The sequence below is a fragment of the Hyphomicrobium sp. DY-1 genome, from assembly GCF_047497105.1.
Taxonomy (GTDB): Bacteria; Pseudomonadota; Alphaproteobacteria; order Rhizobiales; family Hyphomicrobiaceae; genus Hyphomicrobium_B.
This window is the reverse complement of the sequence record NZ_CP134870.1, coordinates 1,897,297-1,912,927: the sequence shown is the minus strand read 5'-3', so window position 1 is coordinate 1,912,927 and position 15,631 is coordinate 1,897,297. Positions and strand designations below refer to the sequence as shown.

Below are 15,631 nucleotides of genomic sequence, written 5' to 3'. Positions count from 1 at the left end.
CTTACACGCGATGGCGCGCGCGCAAATGCACGTAGATGGCGCCCTCGCCGCCGTGCTGAATAGCAGCCGTCGTGAAGCTGACGACAATCGCGCGCAAATCCGGTTCTTCCAGCCAGCGTGGCACATTGCGTTTCAACACGCCGCGCTCGCGATCCGCTTCACCGATGTGGGCGGCCTGCGAACCCAGCGCCTTGCCCTTGCCTGTGATGATCAGGACATAGCGCAGGCCCCGCGCCTGACAGCTCAGCAGAAATCGCCGTAAAGCCGCATGCGCCTCGTGCTGGCGCATGCCATGCAGATCGACCCGTGCTTCGATGTCGAGACGCCCGCCGCGAATCTTCCGCACGCTATTGCGGTCGAAAAGCGCAAGCTCTGGCGCGGCCGTACGCGACGGCTTGACGGCGGGCACTTCAACGGGCGCCACTTCCGCGCGTTGCTTGCTCGCGGCGCGCTCCACGCGCCCGGCAGCTTTCGGCGCGGCTTTCGGTTTGACGTGCCCTTGTTTGACGGCCTCGCTGGCGGGATGAAAACGGCCCTTGGCGCGCTTCAGCGGCTCGACCGTTGCCGCCGCATAGTGCCAAACCTCATGATCGTCATCGCCGGTCGATCCGCCTTTTTTGGCGCCGGGCCCTTGCCGCTTCTTCACGGCTCCATGCTCGCAGTCTTCGGGTCCGGAACCGCCGGGATGCCATAGTCAGTGCTGGTTTCATTCGGCAGCAATGCATAGAGATGACCGGGCTGCTTCGTGACGCCGGCCCGCCGCCCGGCATCGGCGCCTGAACCGAAATAGATGTCCCCGCGCTCGGTACCCTTGATCGCCGAGCCGACATCGTGCGCAACCATCAAGCGGCGAAAAACCTTCGACGTCGTGGCGTGCGTGATCCGTGGCGCATCGACATAGATTGGCGTTCCAATCGCGTAGTACGTTGTATCGACGGCGAGGCTCCGTCCGGTCTGCAGCGGAATGCTCATGACCCCCATCGGCGCCTTCGCCTCATTGCCTAGAAGCTCCTTGAAGAAGACGTAGGACTTGTTCTTCCACATCACGGGTTTAGCGCGATCTTTGTCTGCCCGAAGATAGCTCTTCAGCGATTTAAGCGACATCTCCTCGGCCGTCATTTGACCGTCGGCGATCAATTCTTTTCCGATGGATGTATAGGGATAGCCGTTTTTGCCGTCGTAGGTCACGCGCACTTTTTCGCCGTTCGGCAGTTGAATGCGCCCCGACCCCTGCACCTGCATGAAAAAGACGTCGACCTGGTCCTTGAGATACATGAGTTCAAGCCCATGCCCTGCGAGACCGCCCTCCTCGATCTCGGAGCGCGTCAGATGCGGCTCAAGGCCCTTCGCAGTCTTCCGCTGATGCGTGAAAGACCCTGACTTCGCCCCGCGCTCGCTTTCCGCCACCATGTTCACCAGATCGGGCGGACGCTTGTAGATCGGAATCTTATAGATCGCCGTCGGCGTCCGCGATCCCTTGATGACCGGCTCATAATAGCCCGTCAGCAGACCTTCGCTGTCACCACCGCTAATGCGATGCGGCCGGAAGTTCGCTTCAAAGAACTGCCGCGCTTCGCTGCGCGTACGAATGGATTTCGTTTTCGACAGTTCGAGCGCAGTCGAGCAAATGTCGAGAAGGGCCTGCGGTTCTCCGGTGCTTCCTGGTTTGGCAGGACGGGCGCCCGCCCGCAGGACCGGCTTGCACGAGGCTAAAAAAGCCTTCCACGCCGCCAGATGATCGTCAGCCGCCCAGCCGGGAAGCTCACTGAACGCCATAGGCTCGAACGTAACGGCACTCGGCGGCATCGCAGGCGAAGCTTGAGTTTGAGGTGGCGGCGACGAAGGGTCGGCCAGCGCTGGCTGACCATCAACGATAAGATTATGGGACAGAAACACCAGCGCAGTCGCCATCGCAAGACGGCTGACCAGGAAAAATCTCGGGTGATACGCACACTTGGTCACAAGGCGCCCCCCGGTGCCCGACCCACGCAGTCCTCAACGACCTCTTAATCCGTGCGCGGTGTACACCGCCCCTCAGAAAAGCACGTACCGCTTAATCGTGACTTAATTTGGCGCCTGCGTCGCGACGAGCCGCCAATTCGGATTGCTCCGGGCCTTCGCCGTCGACACATCACGGCTGAACGTCCAGATATCCGTCACGTCCTTGATCTTCTGCGCGTCGCCCGCGATGACCTGACCGGCCTTGTCACGCGTTGCCGAGATCAGTTCGCTCATGAAGCGCACCGTCACAGACGCGACGCCGTTTTTGACTTCGGCTTCGACGATCTCAGCCTTTTTGATACCGACAAACTGCTGCTCGATCGTCTCCCCACGCGCTTCGCGGTCGGCGATCGCGGTGGTAAATCCATCATAAACTTCCTTGCTCAGAAGGTCTTTCAAGGCCCGGCGATTGCCCTCCGCGAACGCCGACACGATCATCTCGTAAGCGCGTCCGGCGCCGGCCACGAACGACTCGGGATCGAGCGAGGGATCGAGCTTCGCAATATCGAGCAAGCCAGCCGTGACGGCCGGATCCTGTACCGGATAGGCGCGAATTTTTGCTTCGACGCTCGGACCGGACATTTCCGGCGCCGGAGCAGGCGGCATGGGTTCCCGGTCGCGGCGCGGCATCGCGATGACGTCGGCCGACGCCGTTTCGGTCGCCGGACGCTGCGCAGCTTCGCGCTCACGCGTTTTCAGCCGCTCGACGCGCTGCTCGTCCTCATCGGTGCGATGGCCAAGCACGCTCCTGAGCTTGATGATCGCAGCAACCGCGACGACAAGAGCAATCAGCGTTATGAGATCAAATTGGCCGTACATTCTAAAGGTCAGCGCTCCGGTGGGGGACAAGGACAGAGATGCCGGTGGGCACCCGGATCGATTGCCGCAACCCTATCACCTATCTAAGGCTGCGGACGGACGTTTTGAAGATGGCAGCTATAGCACCTTAAGGTTGCCGCGTCTGCCGTCCATCTTTCGGCCTGCGAATGTGACGTTGCCTCATGGTAAGCGCCAAGAGCAACGCAAATAGTGTTGAAACGTCCGCCCCCGCGTCGGGAAGGTGTGTGGCCGCTGACATGCAACCGCGCTAAGGTGTCGCGTTCGTTAGGTAAGAGCATATGTCTCAACCCTTGAAAATCGCCCTGGTCCTCGCGTTCGCAGCCCTTCCGTTGCTGGAAATCGGGCTGCTGATCCGTGTTGGCCAGCTCATCGGCATCTGGTGGCTCGCGGCGATCATTATCGGCACCGGCATTCTCGGCACATATGTCATCCGCCGCGTCGGTCTTTCTGTTTTCGAACGCGCGCTGTCGCGCTTGGGATCCGAACGGGAAGGTTTCTCGCCCCTCTTCGATGGCTTCCTCCAGGTTCTCGCCGGGCTGCTTCTGATCTTTCCCGGTCTCATTGCCGATTTCTGCGGCCTGATCCTGCTCGTGCCGCCGATCCGCCGCATCGTCATCCAAACCGGCCTGCTGAAGCTCGTCACGCTGTTCCACTATCAGGCTGAGGTCAGCCGCGAGACGTTTCGCGCCAGAGACGATGTTCCGCCCGCCGATGCCGACGGCATCGTAATCGAAGGCGAATATGAGCGCGTCAGCGAGCGGCCTATTCGCCCCGGCAGATCCGTCCAGCCGCGCCGATCCCGCTCATAGCGACACGTGTTTCGGGAAAGACTTGCAAGCGCATTTGATTGCGTCACCCGGATCGACGTGCTAGCGACCCCGCATCAAAATTTAAGTATCGCGACGCCGCGGGAGGGGATCCATGGCCGACAACGAAAACAATGGAAACGGCGCAGCGAACGACGGACAGGTTCCGATCCAAGCCAAGATCGTCAACCAATACATCAAGGATCTCTCGTTCGAGAATCCGAACGTCCACAAGCTGATTGCCGGCGCCGGCGATCAGCCGAACCTTCAGGTCGAGGTTAACGTCGCCGCCCAGCGCATCAACGGCGATCTCTACGAGACCGCAATCGAGTTCAAGGCGACCGCAACGAACAACCTCGGCACGATCTACGTGCTCGAAACGGTCTACGCCGGACTGCTAAAAATCGACAGCATTCCCGATGGCGCGCTTGAGCCGTTCCTGCTGATTTCCGGCCCAGCGATGATCTTCCCGTTCCTGCGCCGTCTCGTCGCCGACATCACCCGCGAAGGCGGTTTCCCGCCGCTGCTTCTCGATCCGATCGACTTCGGCGGCCTTTACGTTCAGCGCCAACGTCAGCGCGCTCAGTCGGCTGGCCGCACCGACGCCTGATCGACCTCACGCCGACGTTTTATTCCAGAAGTTGAGCCAAAGCGCCGGCGTCTTCATTTTCTCGATAAACGACTGGTGCGCGGCGATGTCGGCCTCGCCAATGCGCGGCGGTAGCGGCTCTGGCCGAACCGCCGCGAGAGTGCGCCCTGCGCCGGGCCGCAGGCCGTTTGCTTTCGCGCCAACGGTCTGCAATCCAAGCGCCGCCTGACGTTCGCCGAGCAGCTCGACGTAAACTTCCGCCAGAAGCAAACTGTCGACGAGCGCGCCATGCTTCGTGCGCACGGAATTGTCGATGGAATAGCGTTTGCACAACCCGTCGAGCGTATTCGGGCCCGCCGGATGACGACGCCGCGCGATCGCGAGCGTATCGACCACACGATCGAAACTGATCGGCTTCTCACCGACAAGCCCCAGCTCGTAATTGAGAAACATGATGTCGAATTGCGCGTTATGAATGACGAGAACGTCATCCGCCAGAAACGCCAGCAGGTCGCGCACCACGTCCTTGAACAGCGGCTTGTCGAACAGGAACTCCGTCGCGATTCCGTGAATCTCTTGTGCTTCCCTCGGCACGTCACGCTGCGGATTGATGAAACGATGAAACTCGCGTCCCGTCGGAATGCGGTTGATCATCTCGATACCGCCGACTTCAATCAGGCGATGACCCTTTTTCGGATCGAGGCCCGTTGTTTCCGTGTCGAGAACAATTTCGCGCATTCTGGTCCTTCAAGCCTGGCGTCAATCGCGCCAGAACTGCTCGTAGGCCGTGGCGCTCAAGGCCGGTAGTTTAGTGATGACGACGTCGATTTGGCTGTTGCAGTTTTCGACCGATCCGCTGGTGTCCACAACGAAATCGGCCCGGATCTGCTTTTCGGCTTCCGAAAGCTGGCGTGCCACCACGGCTTCGAATTTTTCGTCCGTCATTCCCGCACGTGCAAGCACGCGCGCGCGCTGAACCTCACGCGAAGCGGTAACAACGATGATCGCATCGACATGCTCATCGCGCGCGGCTTCGAGAAACAGCGGCACTTCGAGAACGGCAAGCTCCGAACCATGGTGGTATTCGGCCTGCAGGAATTTGCGCTCAGCCTCATGCACGCGCGGATGCACGATGGCCTCGAGCTCTTTGAATCGATGTGGCGCAGCGAGCAGATGTTCGGTAAGTTTGGCGCGATCGACCACGCCGTTCGTCAGCGATCCCGGAAATGCCTTTTCGATTTCGTCAGCCAGCGGCCCGGCATAAAGCCGATGCACCTCCGCGTCGGCATCGAACACTGCGATCCCGCGCGCGCGAAACCGCGCTGCAGCTGTCGATTTGCCCATACCGATCGACCCGGTCAGTCCCACGACGCGCATTCATCCCTCGCGAATATGGTCAGCAACGAGGGTATAAAGCTCGGAGGAAACCTCAGGCCGGACCCCGAACCATTTTTCAAATCCGGGAACAGCCTGATGGAGCAGCATGCCGAGACCGTCGACCCCCACCAATCCATGCGTGCGTGCGGACTTTAAGAGCGGAGTTTCCAACGGGACGTAAACAAGATCAGCGACAACAGCGTCCTTTTTGCCAGAGCGGAAGTCGATCTCGGGATCGCCGACGCCATTCATACCGAGAGTTGTCGTATTAACGATAAGAGATGCTTCCCCGACGTGATTATTCCGGACATCCCACGCCCACGCGGACACCCCTGCGCCGAAGTGCCGCGCAATGTCTTCCGCCCGGTCAAGGGTGCGGTTAAAGACGCGAATATCGCTCCGCCCGCTGTCTAAAAGACCATAGATGACAGCCCGCGCCGAGCCGCCCGCACCAAGCACCAGAACCGGCCCATCGACCGCGCGCCAACCCGGCGCACGCCAATCAAGATTGGCCATAAACCCGTAGGTATCGGTGTTCGTGCAAGCGAGCGCATCGCCCTCGAACCAAAGCGTGTTCGCGGCGCCGATCGCCACCGCGGACGCATCCTTGATGTCTGCCGATCCGAACGCGCGCTCCTTATGCGGAACGGTGACGTTGCAGCCGAGGAACCCGCGCTCTTTCATCGTGGCAAGAAACGTAACGAGATCTTTCGGCTCGACAGGCTCCTTCGTATAGAAACCTTCGATCCCATACTTGCGTAGCCAATAGCCGTGAATGAGCGGCGATCGCGACTGCGCAATCGGCCAGCCGATGACACATGCTTTCTTCATGCCGTGATCATCTCTTCATCACGCAGACGCTGCAGCAGCGGCAGCAGCGGAATGCCGAGGATCGTGAAATAATCGCCCTCGATCCGCTCGAAAAGCTGCACGCCGGTGCCTTCGAGCTCATAGCATCCGACGCTCGCCAACGCCCGATCCCCCATGCGTTCGAGATAGGCCCCTAGAAACTCGTCGGAGAAATCGCGCACCGTCATTCCGGCGACCGCCAGCGTCTGCCAGTGTACGACGCCGTTGCGTGCAAGCGCCACTGCAGAAACGAGATCGTGCGTGCGTCCGCGCATCATCGTCAAATGATCGCGCGCTTCCAGCATCGTCTCAGCCTTGGAAAAAATCTTGCCGCCGAGCACCAGAACCTGATCGGCGCCGATCACCAATGCTTCCGGATGCAGTTCCGACACGGCGCGGGCTTTCTCGGCTGCCAGCACGCTTGCGATATCGCTCGCTTCGGCTCCCATCGTTTCTTCGAGAATGGCTGTGCGAATGGCGGCTTCGTCGATTTGTGCTGGAACGACATCGAACGTCAATCCAGCGGCTTCGAGCAATGCTTTGCGCGCCGCGCTTCCAGACGCGAGCACGAGGCGCGTTGATTCAGGCATTGGACGGTTCCACCTCCGGTCGCGTACCGGATTTCCGGTCTTGCAAAAGTTTCAGAATCATCGTGGCTGATTCCTCGATCGAACGACGCGTCACGTCGATGATCGGCCAGCCGTGTTGTGCCGCAAGTTTTCGCGTATACGCAATCTCCGCTGAGATCGTATCGCGATCGACATAGGTTTCGAGATCGCGGTCGGCCATCAGAATTGCGCGATTGCGGCGCACGTCCGCAATGCGATCGACGTTCGCGATCAGGCAGACGATGAACGCCGTATGCGGCTGCAACAATTGCTCCGGCAGCGGCACTTGCGGCACCAGCGGCAAGTTCGTGGTCTTGTAACCGCGCTGGGCGAGATAGAGCGACGTCGGCGTCTTTGATGTGCGCGAAATACCGAGCAGCACGATATCGGCATCATCGAGATTGTCGGGCAGCCGGCCGTCGTCATGCGCCATAGTGAAGTTCATCGCATCGATGCGGCGGAAGTAGTCGGCGTCGAGTACATGCTGGCCCGCGACTGTCGGCGTCTGCGGTGCGCCAAGATAGCTTTCGAAAACTTTCATGATCGGTTGCAATACGGCGAGGCACGGAATCTTGAGTCGCTGACAATGCGCTTCAAGCTCGGCCACCAGCGTCGTATTGACGATGGTATAGAGAACGATGCCGGGCTCCTGCTCGATATCGGCCAGCACGCGTTTCAATTGCCGCTGCGTTCGCACCAGCGGATGCACATGCTCGATGGCGCGAATGTTCTGATACTGCACCGTCGCCGCTTTTGCGATCGCCACCAGTGTTTCACCGGTCGAATCCGAGACGAGATGCATGTGAAAGAGGCTCGGCAGCGTCATGGCGATGATCTCTCGAAAATGACGCCCGGCGGCATGTTCAAAACTCGCATGTTATCCCCTGCCCCCGTGGACGACCCATCGGTTGAGAGAACAACCATCCTCTCGCCCACGGCGATACCCACATCCTGGCAAAAGGGAAAGATGTTGTTCAGCGAATGGCCGTCCAAAGGAACAACCACGCTCTCCTGGCCTCGTATGCCCGTTCTTAACAGGATGTCCCTTCGGGTTGGCGGCGCACATTACCTGCAAGGCCTTGATTAATGGGCGTCTTAAGGCCCTATTGCGCCAGCCGCCCCACAAGCGCTACGCCTCGTGCTACACGATCCGGCAATGGGATACCTTGTGGATGACGCGTGGATCGCTAGCCGATCCCCGATCCTCCCCGGCCTAAGAGTCAAAAAAATAAGCTTCAAGAAAATTTATCTGATCTGAAGTGAAGGGAAGAACGAAGGTGCGCGACCTGAAATCCGAACTGCTCGACAAGCGCTTCCTGCAACCGTTTGCGAGCAAGGCCGTCACACCGCCTCCAGTCTGGCTGATGCGGCAAGCCGGCCGCTACCTGCCGGAATACCGCCAGGTCCGCACCGAAGCCGGCAGCTTCCTCGATCTCTGCTACACGCCAAAGCTCGCCGCTGAAGTGACGTTGCAGCCGATCCGTCGTTTCGGCTTCGATGCCGCGATCCTGTTTTCCGATATTCTCGTCGTGCCCGATGCGCTGGGCCAGAGCGTTCGCTTCGCCGAAGGCGAAGGTCCGCGCCTCGATCCGATCAAATCCGTTGCTGGCCTCGCCCGACTCGCCCTATCGAACACCAACGACAAGTTTGCGCTCGTTTGCGAAACGGTCCAGCGGCTGAGCGAAGCACTGCCGCGCGAAACAGCTTTGATCGGATTTTGTGGGGCACCGTGGACCGTCGCGACATACATGGCCGAAGGCAAAGGTTCATCGGACCAAGCAGCGGCACGAGGCTGGGCCTATCGCGATCCGGCAGGCTTTCAGCAACTCATCGATATCCTGACGGAAACGTCGATTGTTTATCTCACGGGGCAAATTGAAGCCGGCGCCAATGCAATCCAAATTTTCGACAGTTGGGCTGGAAGCCTTGCCGAAAACGAATTTGCGCGCTGGGTCATCGCACCGACTGCCCGCATCGTTCGTGCGATCCGCGAACGCTTCCCCGCTGTTCCGATCATCGGCTTTCCGCGCGGCGCCGCGGCTTCGTTGCAAACCTATATCGACGGAACCGACGTCGATGGCGTCAGCTGCGACACATCTTGCCCGCTGAGCGTGATGCAGACGATCGCAAGAACAGGCAAAGCCTTGCAGGGCAATCTTGATCCGCTGTTGCTCGTGACGGGCGGCGATGCCCTCGACCAGCGTGTCGACACGATTTGCGAAACGATGGCCGGGCTGCCATTCGTCTTCAACCTCGGACACGGCATCGTTCCAGAGACACCGCCTGAAAATGTTGCGCGGCTCGTCGCGCGTGTGCGCAAAGCATCGTGAGGCACGTCATGGCGGAAACAACCAGTGGACGAACCGTAGCCATCCGCGCCGGCGTCGCCCTTGCCGTCACAGCGATTGCAGCCGCGGCGATGATGCTGATTTTCGGCGACGCGGCTTACCTTTGGATCAAGGCGCTCCACGTCATCGCGATCATCGCCTGGATGGCGGGCATGCTCTATTTACCGCGCCTCTTTGTCTATCATGCCGATGCGCCGGTCGGTTCGCCTCAGTCTGAGACTTTTAAAATCATGGAGGCGCGCCTCCTCAATATCATTACGACGCCCGCGATGGTGGTGGCCTGGGTCCTGGGTCTATGGCTAGCCTGGCAGGGTGCTTTCTGGTCGGCGCCTTGGTTGCATGCAAAATTGGCGCTTGTCCTTGCGCTTTCCGGGTTGCATGGCTACCTCTCTGCTGCCACCCGCGCCTTCCGCGAAGACCGGAACACGAAACCGGCGCGCCACTGGCGAATCGTCAACGAGATCCCGACCGTACTGATGATCGGGATTGTCATCCTTGTGATTGTAAAGCCGTTTTGACACTTTCCAGATCGGTGCCGATCTGCTATACAAGCCATGTCCTCATTGGATTTTGGCAGACGGCACGTTTCGACGTTTTAATGCGTCAACGCTCGCTGGGTTATGACGGGGCGCCCGCCTCGTCGCCGTCGTGCCAGGCTCATTCACCCCACCTCACCACCCGATTCCGCTGACATGCGGCGCTCCGTGGAGTTCTTTTTCAATGAAGCAAATGAAGCTCGAGGATTTGAAGCGGAAGTCTCCCGCTGAGCTCGTCACCTTCGCCGAAGAGGCCGGTGTCGAGAATGCCTCGACCCTGCGCAAGCAGGAATTGATGTTCGCGACGCTGAAGCAGCTCGCGACGCAGGAGACTGAAATTACCGCGACGGGCGTCGTCGAAGTTCTGCAGGACGGCTTCGGCTTCCTGCGCTCGCCGGAAGCGAACTATCTTCCTGGCCCCGACGACATCTATGTGTCGCCCTCGCAGATCCGCCGCTTTGCCCTCCGCACCGGCGACACCGTCGAAGGCCAGATCCGTTCCCCCAAGGAGGGTGAGCGCTACTTCGCGCTTCTCAAGGTTTCGAACATCAACTTCGAAGACCCCGAGAAGGCGAAGCACAAGAGCCACTTCGACAACCTGACGCCACTCTATCCGACGAAATGGCTGAAGCTCGAAATCGAAGACCCGACGATCAAGGATCTGTCCCCGCGTGTCATCGATATTGTCTCGCCGATTGGCAAAGGGCAGCGCGGACTGATCGTGGCACCGCCGCGAACCGGCAAGACGGTTCTGTTGCAGAACATCGCCCATTCGATCTCCGTCAATCATCCGGAATGCTACCTGATCGTTCTTCTGATCGATGAACGGCCTGAAGAAGTCACCGACATGCAGCGCTCGGTGAAGGGCGAGGTTATCTCCTCCACATTCGACGAGCCGCCCTCACGCCATGTCCAGGTTTCGGAAATGGTCATCGAGAAGGCTAAACGTCTCGTTGAGCATAAGAGGGACGTCATCATCCTGCTGGATTCGATTACGCGCTTGGGTCGTGCCTACAACACAGTTGTGCCGTCATCCGGCAAGGTGCTGACCGGCGGCGTTGATTCCAACGCGCTACAGAGGCCGAAGCGCTTCTTCGGCGCGGCTCGCAATATCGAAGAAGGCGGCTCGCTGACCATCATCGCGACGGCGCTCGTCGATACAGGTTCGCGCATGGACGAAGTTATTTTCGAAGAGTTCAAGGGTACCGGCAACTCGGAAATCATTCTGGACCGCAAGGTCTCCGACAAGCGCGTCTTCCCGGCGATCGATGTGGCCCGCTCGGGCACCCGCAAGGAAGACCTGCTCATTCCGAAGGATCAGCTCAAGAAGGTCTATGTGCTCCGCCGCATCCTCAACCCGATGGGCACGATGGACGGCATCGAGTTCCTCATCGACAAGCTGCGCTCGACCAAGACCAATGGCGAGTTCTTCCAGTCGATGAATACATAAGCAGCTACAACGATTCACGTGAAAAAGGCCGCTGCATCCAAGCGGCCTTTTTTCTTTGCGCTTGCCGTTCCATTCAGACCTAGCCGAAATGACGGGCAACGATCCGACCGACGTCAGTCAGCAGCGGATCCCGGTCCGCAGGCTTCGCTGCGACACCGGTCGAATAGGCTGCGACCAGCAGCGGCTTTTTATTTGGCCGCTGAATGATGGCGACGTCATTGGCTGTTCCGTTCGCGCCGCTTCCGGTTTTATCGCCGCTGGCCCAGCCGGCCGGCAGACCAGCTGGAATACGTCGCGCTGCCGTCTTGCAGCCATTCAACCAGCCCAAAAGTCTCGCTCGTGAGTTCGCAGCCAACGCATCTCCGAGCACCAGCGCGTTGAGATCGGCGAGCATCGCCGCTGGCGTTGTCGTGTCGCGCGGATCGCCAGGAATGCAGGTGTTGGCATCGGGCTCGAACCGATCGATCCGTGTCACCTCATCACCCAGAGAACGAACGTAGCGTGTCGCGCCGTCTGGCCCGCCAACTGCTTTGAGAATGAGATTGGCGGCGGTGTTGTCACCGTACTCGATCGCCGCCGCGCATAGATCGCTCATCGTCATGCCGCCTTTGCCGACGGCTGTCTTCGTCACCGGCGCATAATCGAGAAGATCGCTGGCCTGAAAGGAAATCCATCGGTCCAGCCGCTCAGAACCCTTGTCGACGTTGTGCAGAACGGCGCCAACGATAAGAAGTTTGAATGTGCTGCACATCGGAAAGCGCTCGTCGGTACGATAGGCCATGCGCTCGCCCGATCCGCTATCGAGTACCGCCACGCCGAGCCGGCCGCCGTATTGTCGCTCCAAGACCTCAAACGGATTTTCGTCGCCGCGCGCAGACGATCCCATGACGAGCGCTGCGGTCGTGAGAATGAAGGCGCGGCGATCCAATGACAGCTCCCATGAATGCGAATTTCGGAGCTCTCACTGACGATGATCTATCGCCAAATGATGGCGTTCGGAATCTCACTTTTCGAATGCCACAATGATTCACGTGAAATAAAAAAGCCGCCCAAATGAGCGGCCTTTTGTGATGTTGTTGTGATCATCACGACGAAGACGTTCATTCCGCCGCGTGCAGCACCTGATCGCGCGCTTCTTGCGCCGGCGTTTTTGCTTTGGCCTCTGCGGCCATCCGCTTATAGCGTTCCGGTTCGCCGTTGCCCGGCACGTAGACCCAAGGCAGGATCAACTGCTCCCACAAACTTTTCGGGAAGTTCGGCAGCTCGTCGACGCCCATGTCTTTCGACGTCACTTCGCGGGACAGCTTCTCGGTATAAGTTCCGAACAGCCGATCCCAGATCGTCAGCAGCATGCCGAAGTTGCAATCGCCTTCGGTGCCCCAGTTGACGTGGTGCATATGATGCGCGCGTCCGATAGCAAGATGCTTCTCCAGCGGTCCGAGATAGGCGTCCACGTTGGAATGCTGCACGATCAGAGTGACAGAGATCACGAAGCCGAGCACGACCGCAACGGACGCCGGCATGCCGATGATGACAAGCGGCATGTTGCCGACGATCATGTCGATCGCTTGGTGCAGCGGATGGCGGATAACGCCGTTGTAGCCGTAGAGCCGCCCGACGCCGTGATGCACCGCATGCAGCCGCCACAGCATCGGCAGGCGATGGCTGAGGTAATGCATGAACATGAAGGAGAAGTCGGCGACGACGAACGCGATCAGGACCTGGCCCCACATGGGCCACTCCGTCGGCCAGAGACCCTGGAACGGAAACAGCCAGCAGATCACGGGGATCAGCAGAACGCCGTTGATCGCTCCTAACTCGTAGAGCGCGATGTGCCCGGTGTTCGTGAGCATGTCTCCATGGGACTCGTTATCGTTCCACTCCGGAAAGAATGGAGCGATCCGTTCGGCGAGCAATGAAGTTGCATAAGCGACGACAAGCAGCGGAAATATCAACGCATACGCCCACGTCTTTCCCTCCGCGACGACCAAGTGGCTGACCACCCAATAGGCGGCGCCGGTCAGGCCGAGCATCATGAAAGGTATGTAGCCGTAACGTACGGCTGCTCTGAGAATTTTCATTGGTGGGGCTGCCTTTCTCGACACCCTGTATATCGCGCATAGGATAACTCATCCAAGCGTTTGCTCCGTGAGACCTTTCAACGCGGTAAAAATTGACAGCGATCAATAGTTTAGCTGCGTGCGATCAGAACTTCTTTTCGTAGGTCTTGCGGCTGCTGAACCGGCATTCCGCAAACGGGTCCGACACAGACATAAGCCGTTGATTCTCCGTCTATGCTCATTTTGCCTGCAAGCGGCGAGCCCTCCGCGAACGATCCGGTCTTCGAGAGGAAGGTCACCGCCGCCGGCACCGACATCTCAATCAGTGTCTTTCTCAGGTCAGATTTGCTGCCGCCGATCACGGCAACTTGAACAAGTCTGCCGAGATCAAACCCGGCGGCGATCAGACCGCAATATCCCGTTGGCGATCGAACAACCGCACCCGAAAACGTCCGCGCGAGTTCCGCTGCCCTGTCGTCGTACGAGAGGTCTCCGGTCAGCGCGGCGAGCGCGATCAGGTTCGACAGCTGAATCGCATTCGCGCTGGGTGTCGCGTCGTCGGATGCCGACTTCAGCCGCACGACGACGTCGCTGGTATCGTCGGCCGCCGTGAAGTAACCGCCGCTATCGACATCCCAATAATGCCTATCGAGCACCGCGGCCCAGCGCTGGGCTTGGCTGAGATAGCGGTCCGATAAGGTCGCCTCATAAAGACGGATCGCCGCCCAGATCATATTGGCGTAGTCGGATGCCGTCGCCGGAGCTTTCGCAAGGCCGCCGCGATAGGAATGAAAGAGGCGGTCGCCGCCAGCGGCGAGTTTCGTCGTGACGGCGCCGAACGCACGCTCCGCCAGCACCAACCATTCCGGCTCATCGAAAACGATAGCGGCGCGTGACACGGCTGCGATCGCAAGCCCATTCCAATCTGCAAGGACCTTGTCGTCCCATCCGGGCCGAATGCGAGATGCACGCCGCTGCAAAAGCTTCGCACGCATTTCGCCGAGACGCGCTTCTTCTTCATCCGACAGCAGCGTTTGGTGATCGAGACGATTGAGGATGGTGTGGCCCTCGAAGTTTCCTTGCGGTGTCACGCCATAGATGCGGGCAAAGAATGCTGCGTCTTCCGCACCCAAAACGTCTGCAATTTCCTCCGCACTCCAGACATAGAATTTGCCTTCCTCGCCTTCGCTGTCGGCGTCGAGTGAAGCTGCAAAACCGCCTGCTTCTGCGATCATCTCGCTCTTCAGCCACGCGATCGTCTCCGCGATGCGGGTCTTGAACAGCGGCTCCTGCGTCTCGCGCCAGACCTCCGTCAGCAGATCGATCAACAGCGCGTTGTCGTACAGCATCTTCTCGAAGTGCGGCACGAGCCAATACTCATCGACCGAATAGCGCGCGAAGCCACCGGCGAGATGATCGTAGATGCCGCCCTGGCAGATGTTGCGCAGCGTTGTGATGACGGCTTGCTTCGCATCCTCATCACCGAAGCGCATCGCGCCGCGCCACAGCAGCCAGAAGATATTCCATTGCGGAAATTTCGGCGCGCCATTGAGGCCGCCGTGTTCGCGGTCGACGGCACGCGAAATCCGCGTCACGAGATCGCGGACGTCGGGACCTGCCTCGACGCGGTCTTTCGTCGATGCTTCTTCCTTCAGCGACGCCACCAGCGCTTCGGTATTCTTGGCGACGTTTTCCGGCTGGTTCTGATAGGCCTCTGCGATGCGCAGCAGCACCGTTACGAACGACGGCCGGCCGTAGCGTGATTCACGTGGAAAGTAGGTGCCGCCCCAGAACGGTTTCGCCTCGCTGTCGAGAAACATCGTCAGCGGCCAACCACCTTGTTCGCCGAGCCGATGCAGCGCGCCCATGTAGATCGCGTCGATGTCCGGCCGCTCCTCGCGATCGACTTTGATATTGACGAAAAGGTCGTTCATCACCTGCGCGGTATTGGGATCTTCAAAGCTCTCGTGCGCCATCACGTGGCACCAATGGCATGCCGCATAGCCGACGGAGAGCAGGATGGGCTTTCCCGTTTGCTTGGCTTCGGCCAAGGCCTCCGGCCCCCACGCCCACCAGTGCACCGGGTTGTCCTGATGCTGCAGCAGATAAGGGCTCGTCTCGTACTTCAGGCGATTTTCGGACATGTAAGGAATTCAACGGGCGTTAG

16 protein-coding genes are annotated in these 15,631 nt (G+C 59.5%); 5 read left to right on the top strand and 11 right to left on the bottom strand.

Going from position 1 to position 15,631, the window contains the following annotated elements:
* Position 1 precedes the first annotated feature (1 nt).
* The 3 genes from RLW41_RS09020 to RLW41_RS09010 all read right to left on the bottom strand — a co-directional run bounded on the left by RLW41_RS09020 (position 2) and on the right by RLW41_RS09010 (position 2,820).
* Positions 2 to 646, bottom strand: a complete 645-nt coding sequence (locus tag RLW41_RS09020; protein WP_414464272.1) for a Smr/MutS family protein — start codon at positions 644 to 646, stop codon at positions 2 to 4.
* Positions 643 to 1,962, bottom strand: coding sequence for a murein transglycosylase A (locus RLW41_RS09015; protein ID WP_414464271.1), 1,320 nt, complete (start codon positions 1,960 to 1,962; stop codon positions 643 to 645). The genes RLW41_RS09020 and RLW41_RS09015 overlap by 4 nt, the downstream gene beginning before the upstream one ends.
* A 102-nt stretch (positions 1,963 to 2,064) precedes the next feature.
* A complete protein-coding gene (locus RLW41_RS09010; protein WP_409561515.1) occupies positions 2,065 to 2,820 on the bottom strand; it encodes a Tim44/TimA family putative adaptor protein in 756 nt (251 codons plus the stop codon).
* A 299-nt stretch (positions 2,821 to 3,119) separates the two neighbouring features.
* On the opposite strand from RLW41_RS09010, the gene RLW41_RS09005 reads away from it, so the two are divergent.
* Positions 3,120 to 3,650 carry an FxsA family protein gene (locus RLW41_RS09005; RefSeq protein ID WP_409561514.1) on the top strand — a complete coding sequence of 177 codons (531 nt, stop codon included), beginning with the start codon at positions 3,120 to 3,122 and terminating at the stop codon, positions 3,648 to 3,650.
* Positions 3,651 to 3,762: 112 nt separating this feature from the next.
* Positions 3,763 to 4,257: a protein-export chaperone SecB gene (gene secB, locus RLW41_RS09000; RefSeq protein ID WP_414464270.1), complete on the top strand. Its 495-nt coding sequence runs from the start codon at positions 3,763 to 3,765 to the stop codon at positions 4,255 to 4,257.
* A 6-nt stretch (positions 4,258 to 4,263) separates the two neighbouring features.
* Here secB and dnaQ read toward each other — a convergent pair whose 3' ends face one another.
* From dnaQ to RLW41_RS08975, 5 genes are read right to left on the bottom strand one after another with little or no spacing between them, the layout of a single operon-like run.
* On the bottom strand, positions 4,264 to 4,974 hold the full coding sequence (gene dnaQ, locus RLW41_RS08995) for a DNA polymerase III subunit epsilon (protein WP_409561512.1): 711 nt from the start codon (positions 4,972 to 4,974) through the stop codon (positions 4,264 to 4,266).
* A gap of 21 nt (positions 4,975 to 4,995) precedes the next feature.
* The gene (gene coaE, locus RLW41_RS08990) at positions 4,996 to 5,613 is read right to left on the bottom strand and encodes a dephospho-CoA kinase (RefSeq protein WP_414464269.1); all 618 of its coding nucleotides are present in this window, start codon (positions 5,611 to 5,613) and stop codon (positions 4,996 to 4,998) included.
* Positions 5,614 to 6,444, bottom strand: coding sequence for a shikimate dehydrogenase (locus RLW41_RS08985; protein ID WP_414464268.1), 831 nt, complete (start codon positions 6,442 to 6,444; stop codon positions 5,614 to 5,616).
* Positions 6,441 to 7,052 (bottom strand): Maf family nucleotide pyrophosphatase, encoded by a 612-nt coding sequence (locus RLW41_RS08980; protein ID WP_414464267.1) that lies wholly within the window; start codon positions 7,050 to 7,052, stop codon positions 6,441 to 6,443. Before RLW41_RS08980 ends, RLW41_RS08985 begins: the two co-directional genes overlap by 4 nt.
* Complete coding sequence (locus RLW41_RS08975) at positions 7,045 to 7,896, bottom strand: pyruvate, water dikinase regulatory protein (protein ID WP_409561508.1); 852 nt, start codon at positions 7,894 to 7,896, stop codon at positions 7,045 to 7,047. The genes RLW41_RS08980 and RLW41_RS08975 overlap by 8 nt, the downstream gene beginning before the upstream one ends.
* 451 nt (positions 7,897 to 8,347) lie before the next feature.
* Between RLW41_RS08975 and hemE the strand changes: the two genes are divergently transcribed.
* The 3 genes from hemE (at position 8,348) to rho (ending at position 11,404) form a co-directional block, all read left to right on the top strand.
* Complete coding sequence (gene hemE, locus RLW41_RS08970) at positions 8,348 to 9,400, top strand: uroporphyrinogen decarboxylase (RefSeq protein WP_414464266.1); 1,053 nt, start codon at positions 8,348 to 8,350, stop codon at positions 9,398 to 9,400.
* A gap of 8 nt (positions 9,401 to 9,408) precedes the next feature.
* A complete protein-coding gene (gene hemJ / locus RLW41_RS08965) occupies positions 9,409 to 9,936 on the top strand; it encodes a protoporphyrinogen oxidase HemJ (protein ID WP_409561506.1) in 528 nt (175 codons plus the stop codon).
* 202 nt (positions 9,937 to 10,138) lie between these two features.
* Positions 10,139 to 11,404 (top strand): transcription termination factor Rho, encoded by a 1,266-nt coding sequence (rho, locus tag RLW41_RS08960; RefSeq protein ID WP_013950154.1) that lies wholly within the window; start codon positions 10,139 to 10,141, stop codon positions 11,402 to 11,404.
* A gap of 79 nt (positions 11,405 to 11,483) precedes the next feature.
* Here rho and bla read toward each other — a convergent pair whose 3' ends face one another.
* From bla to RLW41_RS08945, 3 genes are all read right to left on the bottom strand, one after another.
* A complete protein-coding gene (gene bla / locus RLW41_RS08955; RefSeq protein WP_414464265.1) occupies positions 11,484 to 12,332 on the bottom strand; it encodes a class A beta-lactamase in 849 nt (282 codons plus the stop codon).
* Positions 12,333 to 12,504: 172 nt separating this feature from the next.
* Positions 12,505 to 13,485 (bottom strand): sterol desaturase family protein, encoded by a 981-nt coding sequence (locus RLW41_RS08950; protein WP_414464264.1) that lies wholly within the window; start codon positions 13,483 to 13,485, stop codon positions 12,505 to 12,507.
* A 110-nt stretch (positions 13,486 to 13,595) separates the two neighbouring features.
* Positions 13,596 to 15,608 (bottom strand): thioredoxin domain-containing protein, encoded by a 2,013-nt coding sequence (locus RLW41_RS08945; RefSeq protein ID WP_414464263.1) that lies wholly within the window; start codon positions 15,606 to 15,608, stop codon positions 13,596 to 13,598.
* Positions 15,609 to 15,631: the final 23 nt, after the last annotated feature.

Coding starts and splice junctions, on each gene's coding strand:
- RLW41_RS09010 (WP_409561515.1), bottom strand. CDS start 2,820: ATGTACGGCCAATTTGATCTCATAACGCTGATTGCTCTTGTCGTCGCG.
- RLW41_RS09005 (WP_409561514.1), top strand. CDS start 3,120: ATGTCTCAACCCTTGAAAATCGCCCTGGTCCTCGCGTTCGCAGCCCTT.
- secB (WP_414464270.1), top strand. CDS start 3,763: ATGGCCGACAACGAAAACAATGGAAACGGCGCAGCGAACGACGGACAG.
- dnaQ (WP_409561512.1), bottom strand. CDS start 4,974: ATGCGCGAAATTGTTCTCGACACGGAAACAACGGGCCTCGATCCGAAA.
- coaE (WP_414464269.1), bottom strand. CDS start 5,613: ATGCGCGTCGTGGGACTGACCGGGTCGATCGGTATGGGCAAATCGACA.
- RLW41_RS08985 (WP_414464268.1), bottom strand. CDS start 6,444: ATGAAGAAAGCATGTGTCATCGGCTGGCCGATTGCGCAGTCGCGATCG.
- RLW41_RS08980 (WP_414464267.1), bottom strand. CDS start 7,052: ATGCCTGAATCAACGCGCCTCGTGCTCGCGTCTGGAAGCGCGGCGCGC.
- RLW41_RS08975 (WP_409561508.1), bottom strand. CDS start 7,896: ATGACGCTGCCGAGCCTCTTTCACATGCATCTCGTCTCGGATTCGACC.
- hemJ (WP_409561506.1), top strand. CDS start 9,409: ATGGCGGAAACAACCAGTGGACGAACCGTAGCCATCCGCGCCGGCGTC.
- rho (WP_013950154.1), top strand. CDS start 10,139: ATGAAGCAAATGAAGCTCGAGGATTTGAAGCGGAAGTCTCCCGCTGAG.
- RLW41_RS08950 (WP_414464264.1), bottom strand. CDS start 13,485: ATGAAAATTCTCAGAGCAGCCGTACGTTACGGCTACATACCTTTCATG.
- RLW41_RS08945 (WP_414464263.1), bottom strand. CDS start 15,608: ATGTCCGAAAATCGCCTGAAGTACGAGACGAGCCCTTATCTGCTGCAG.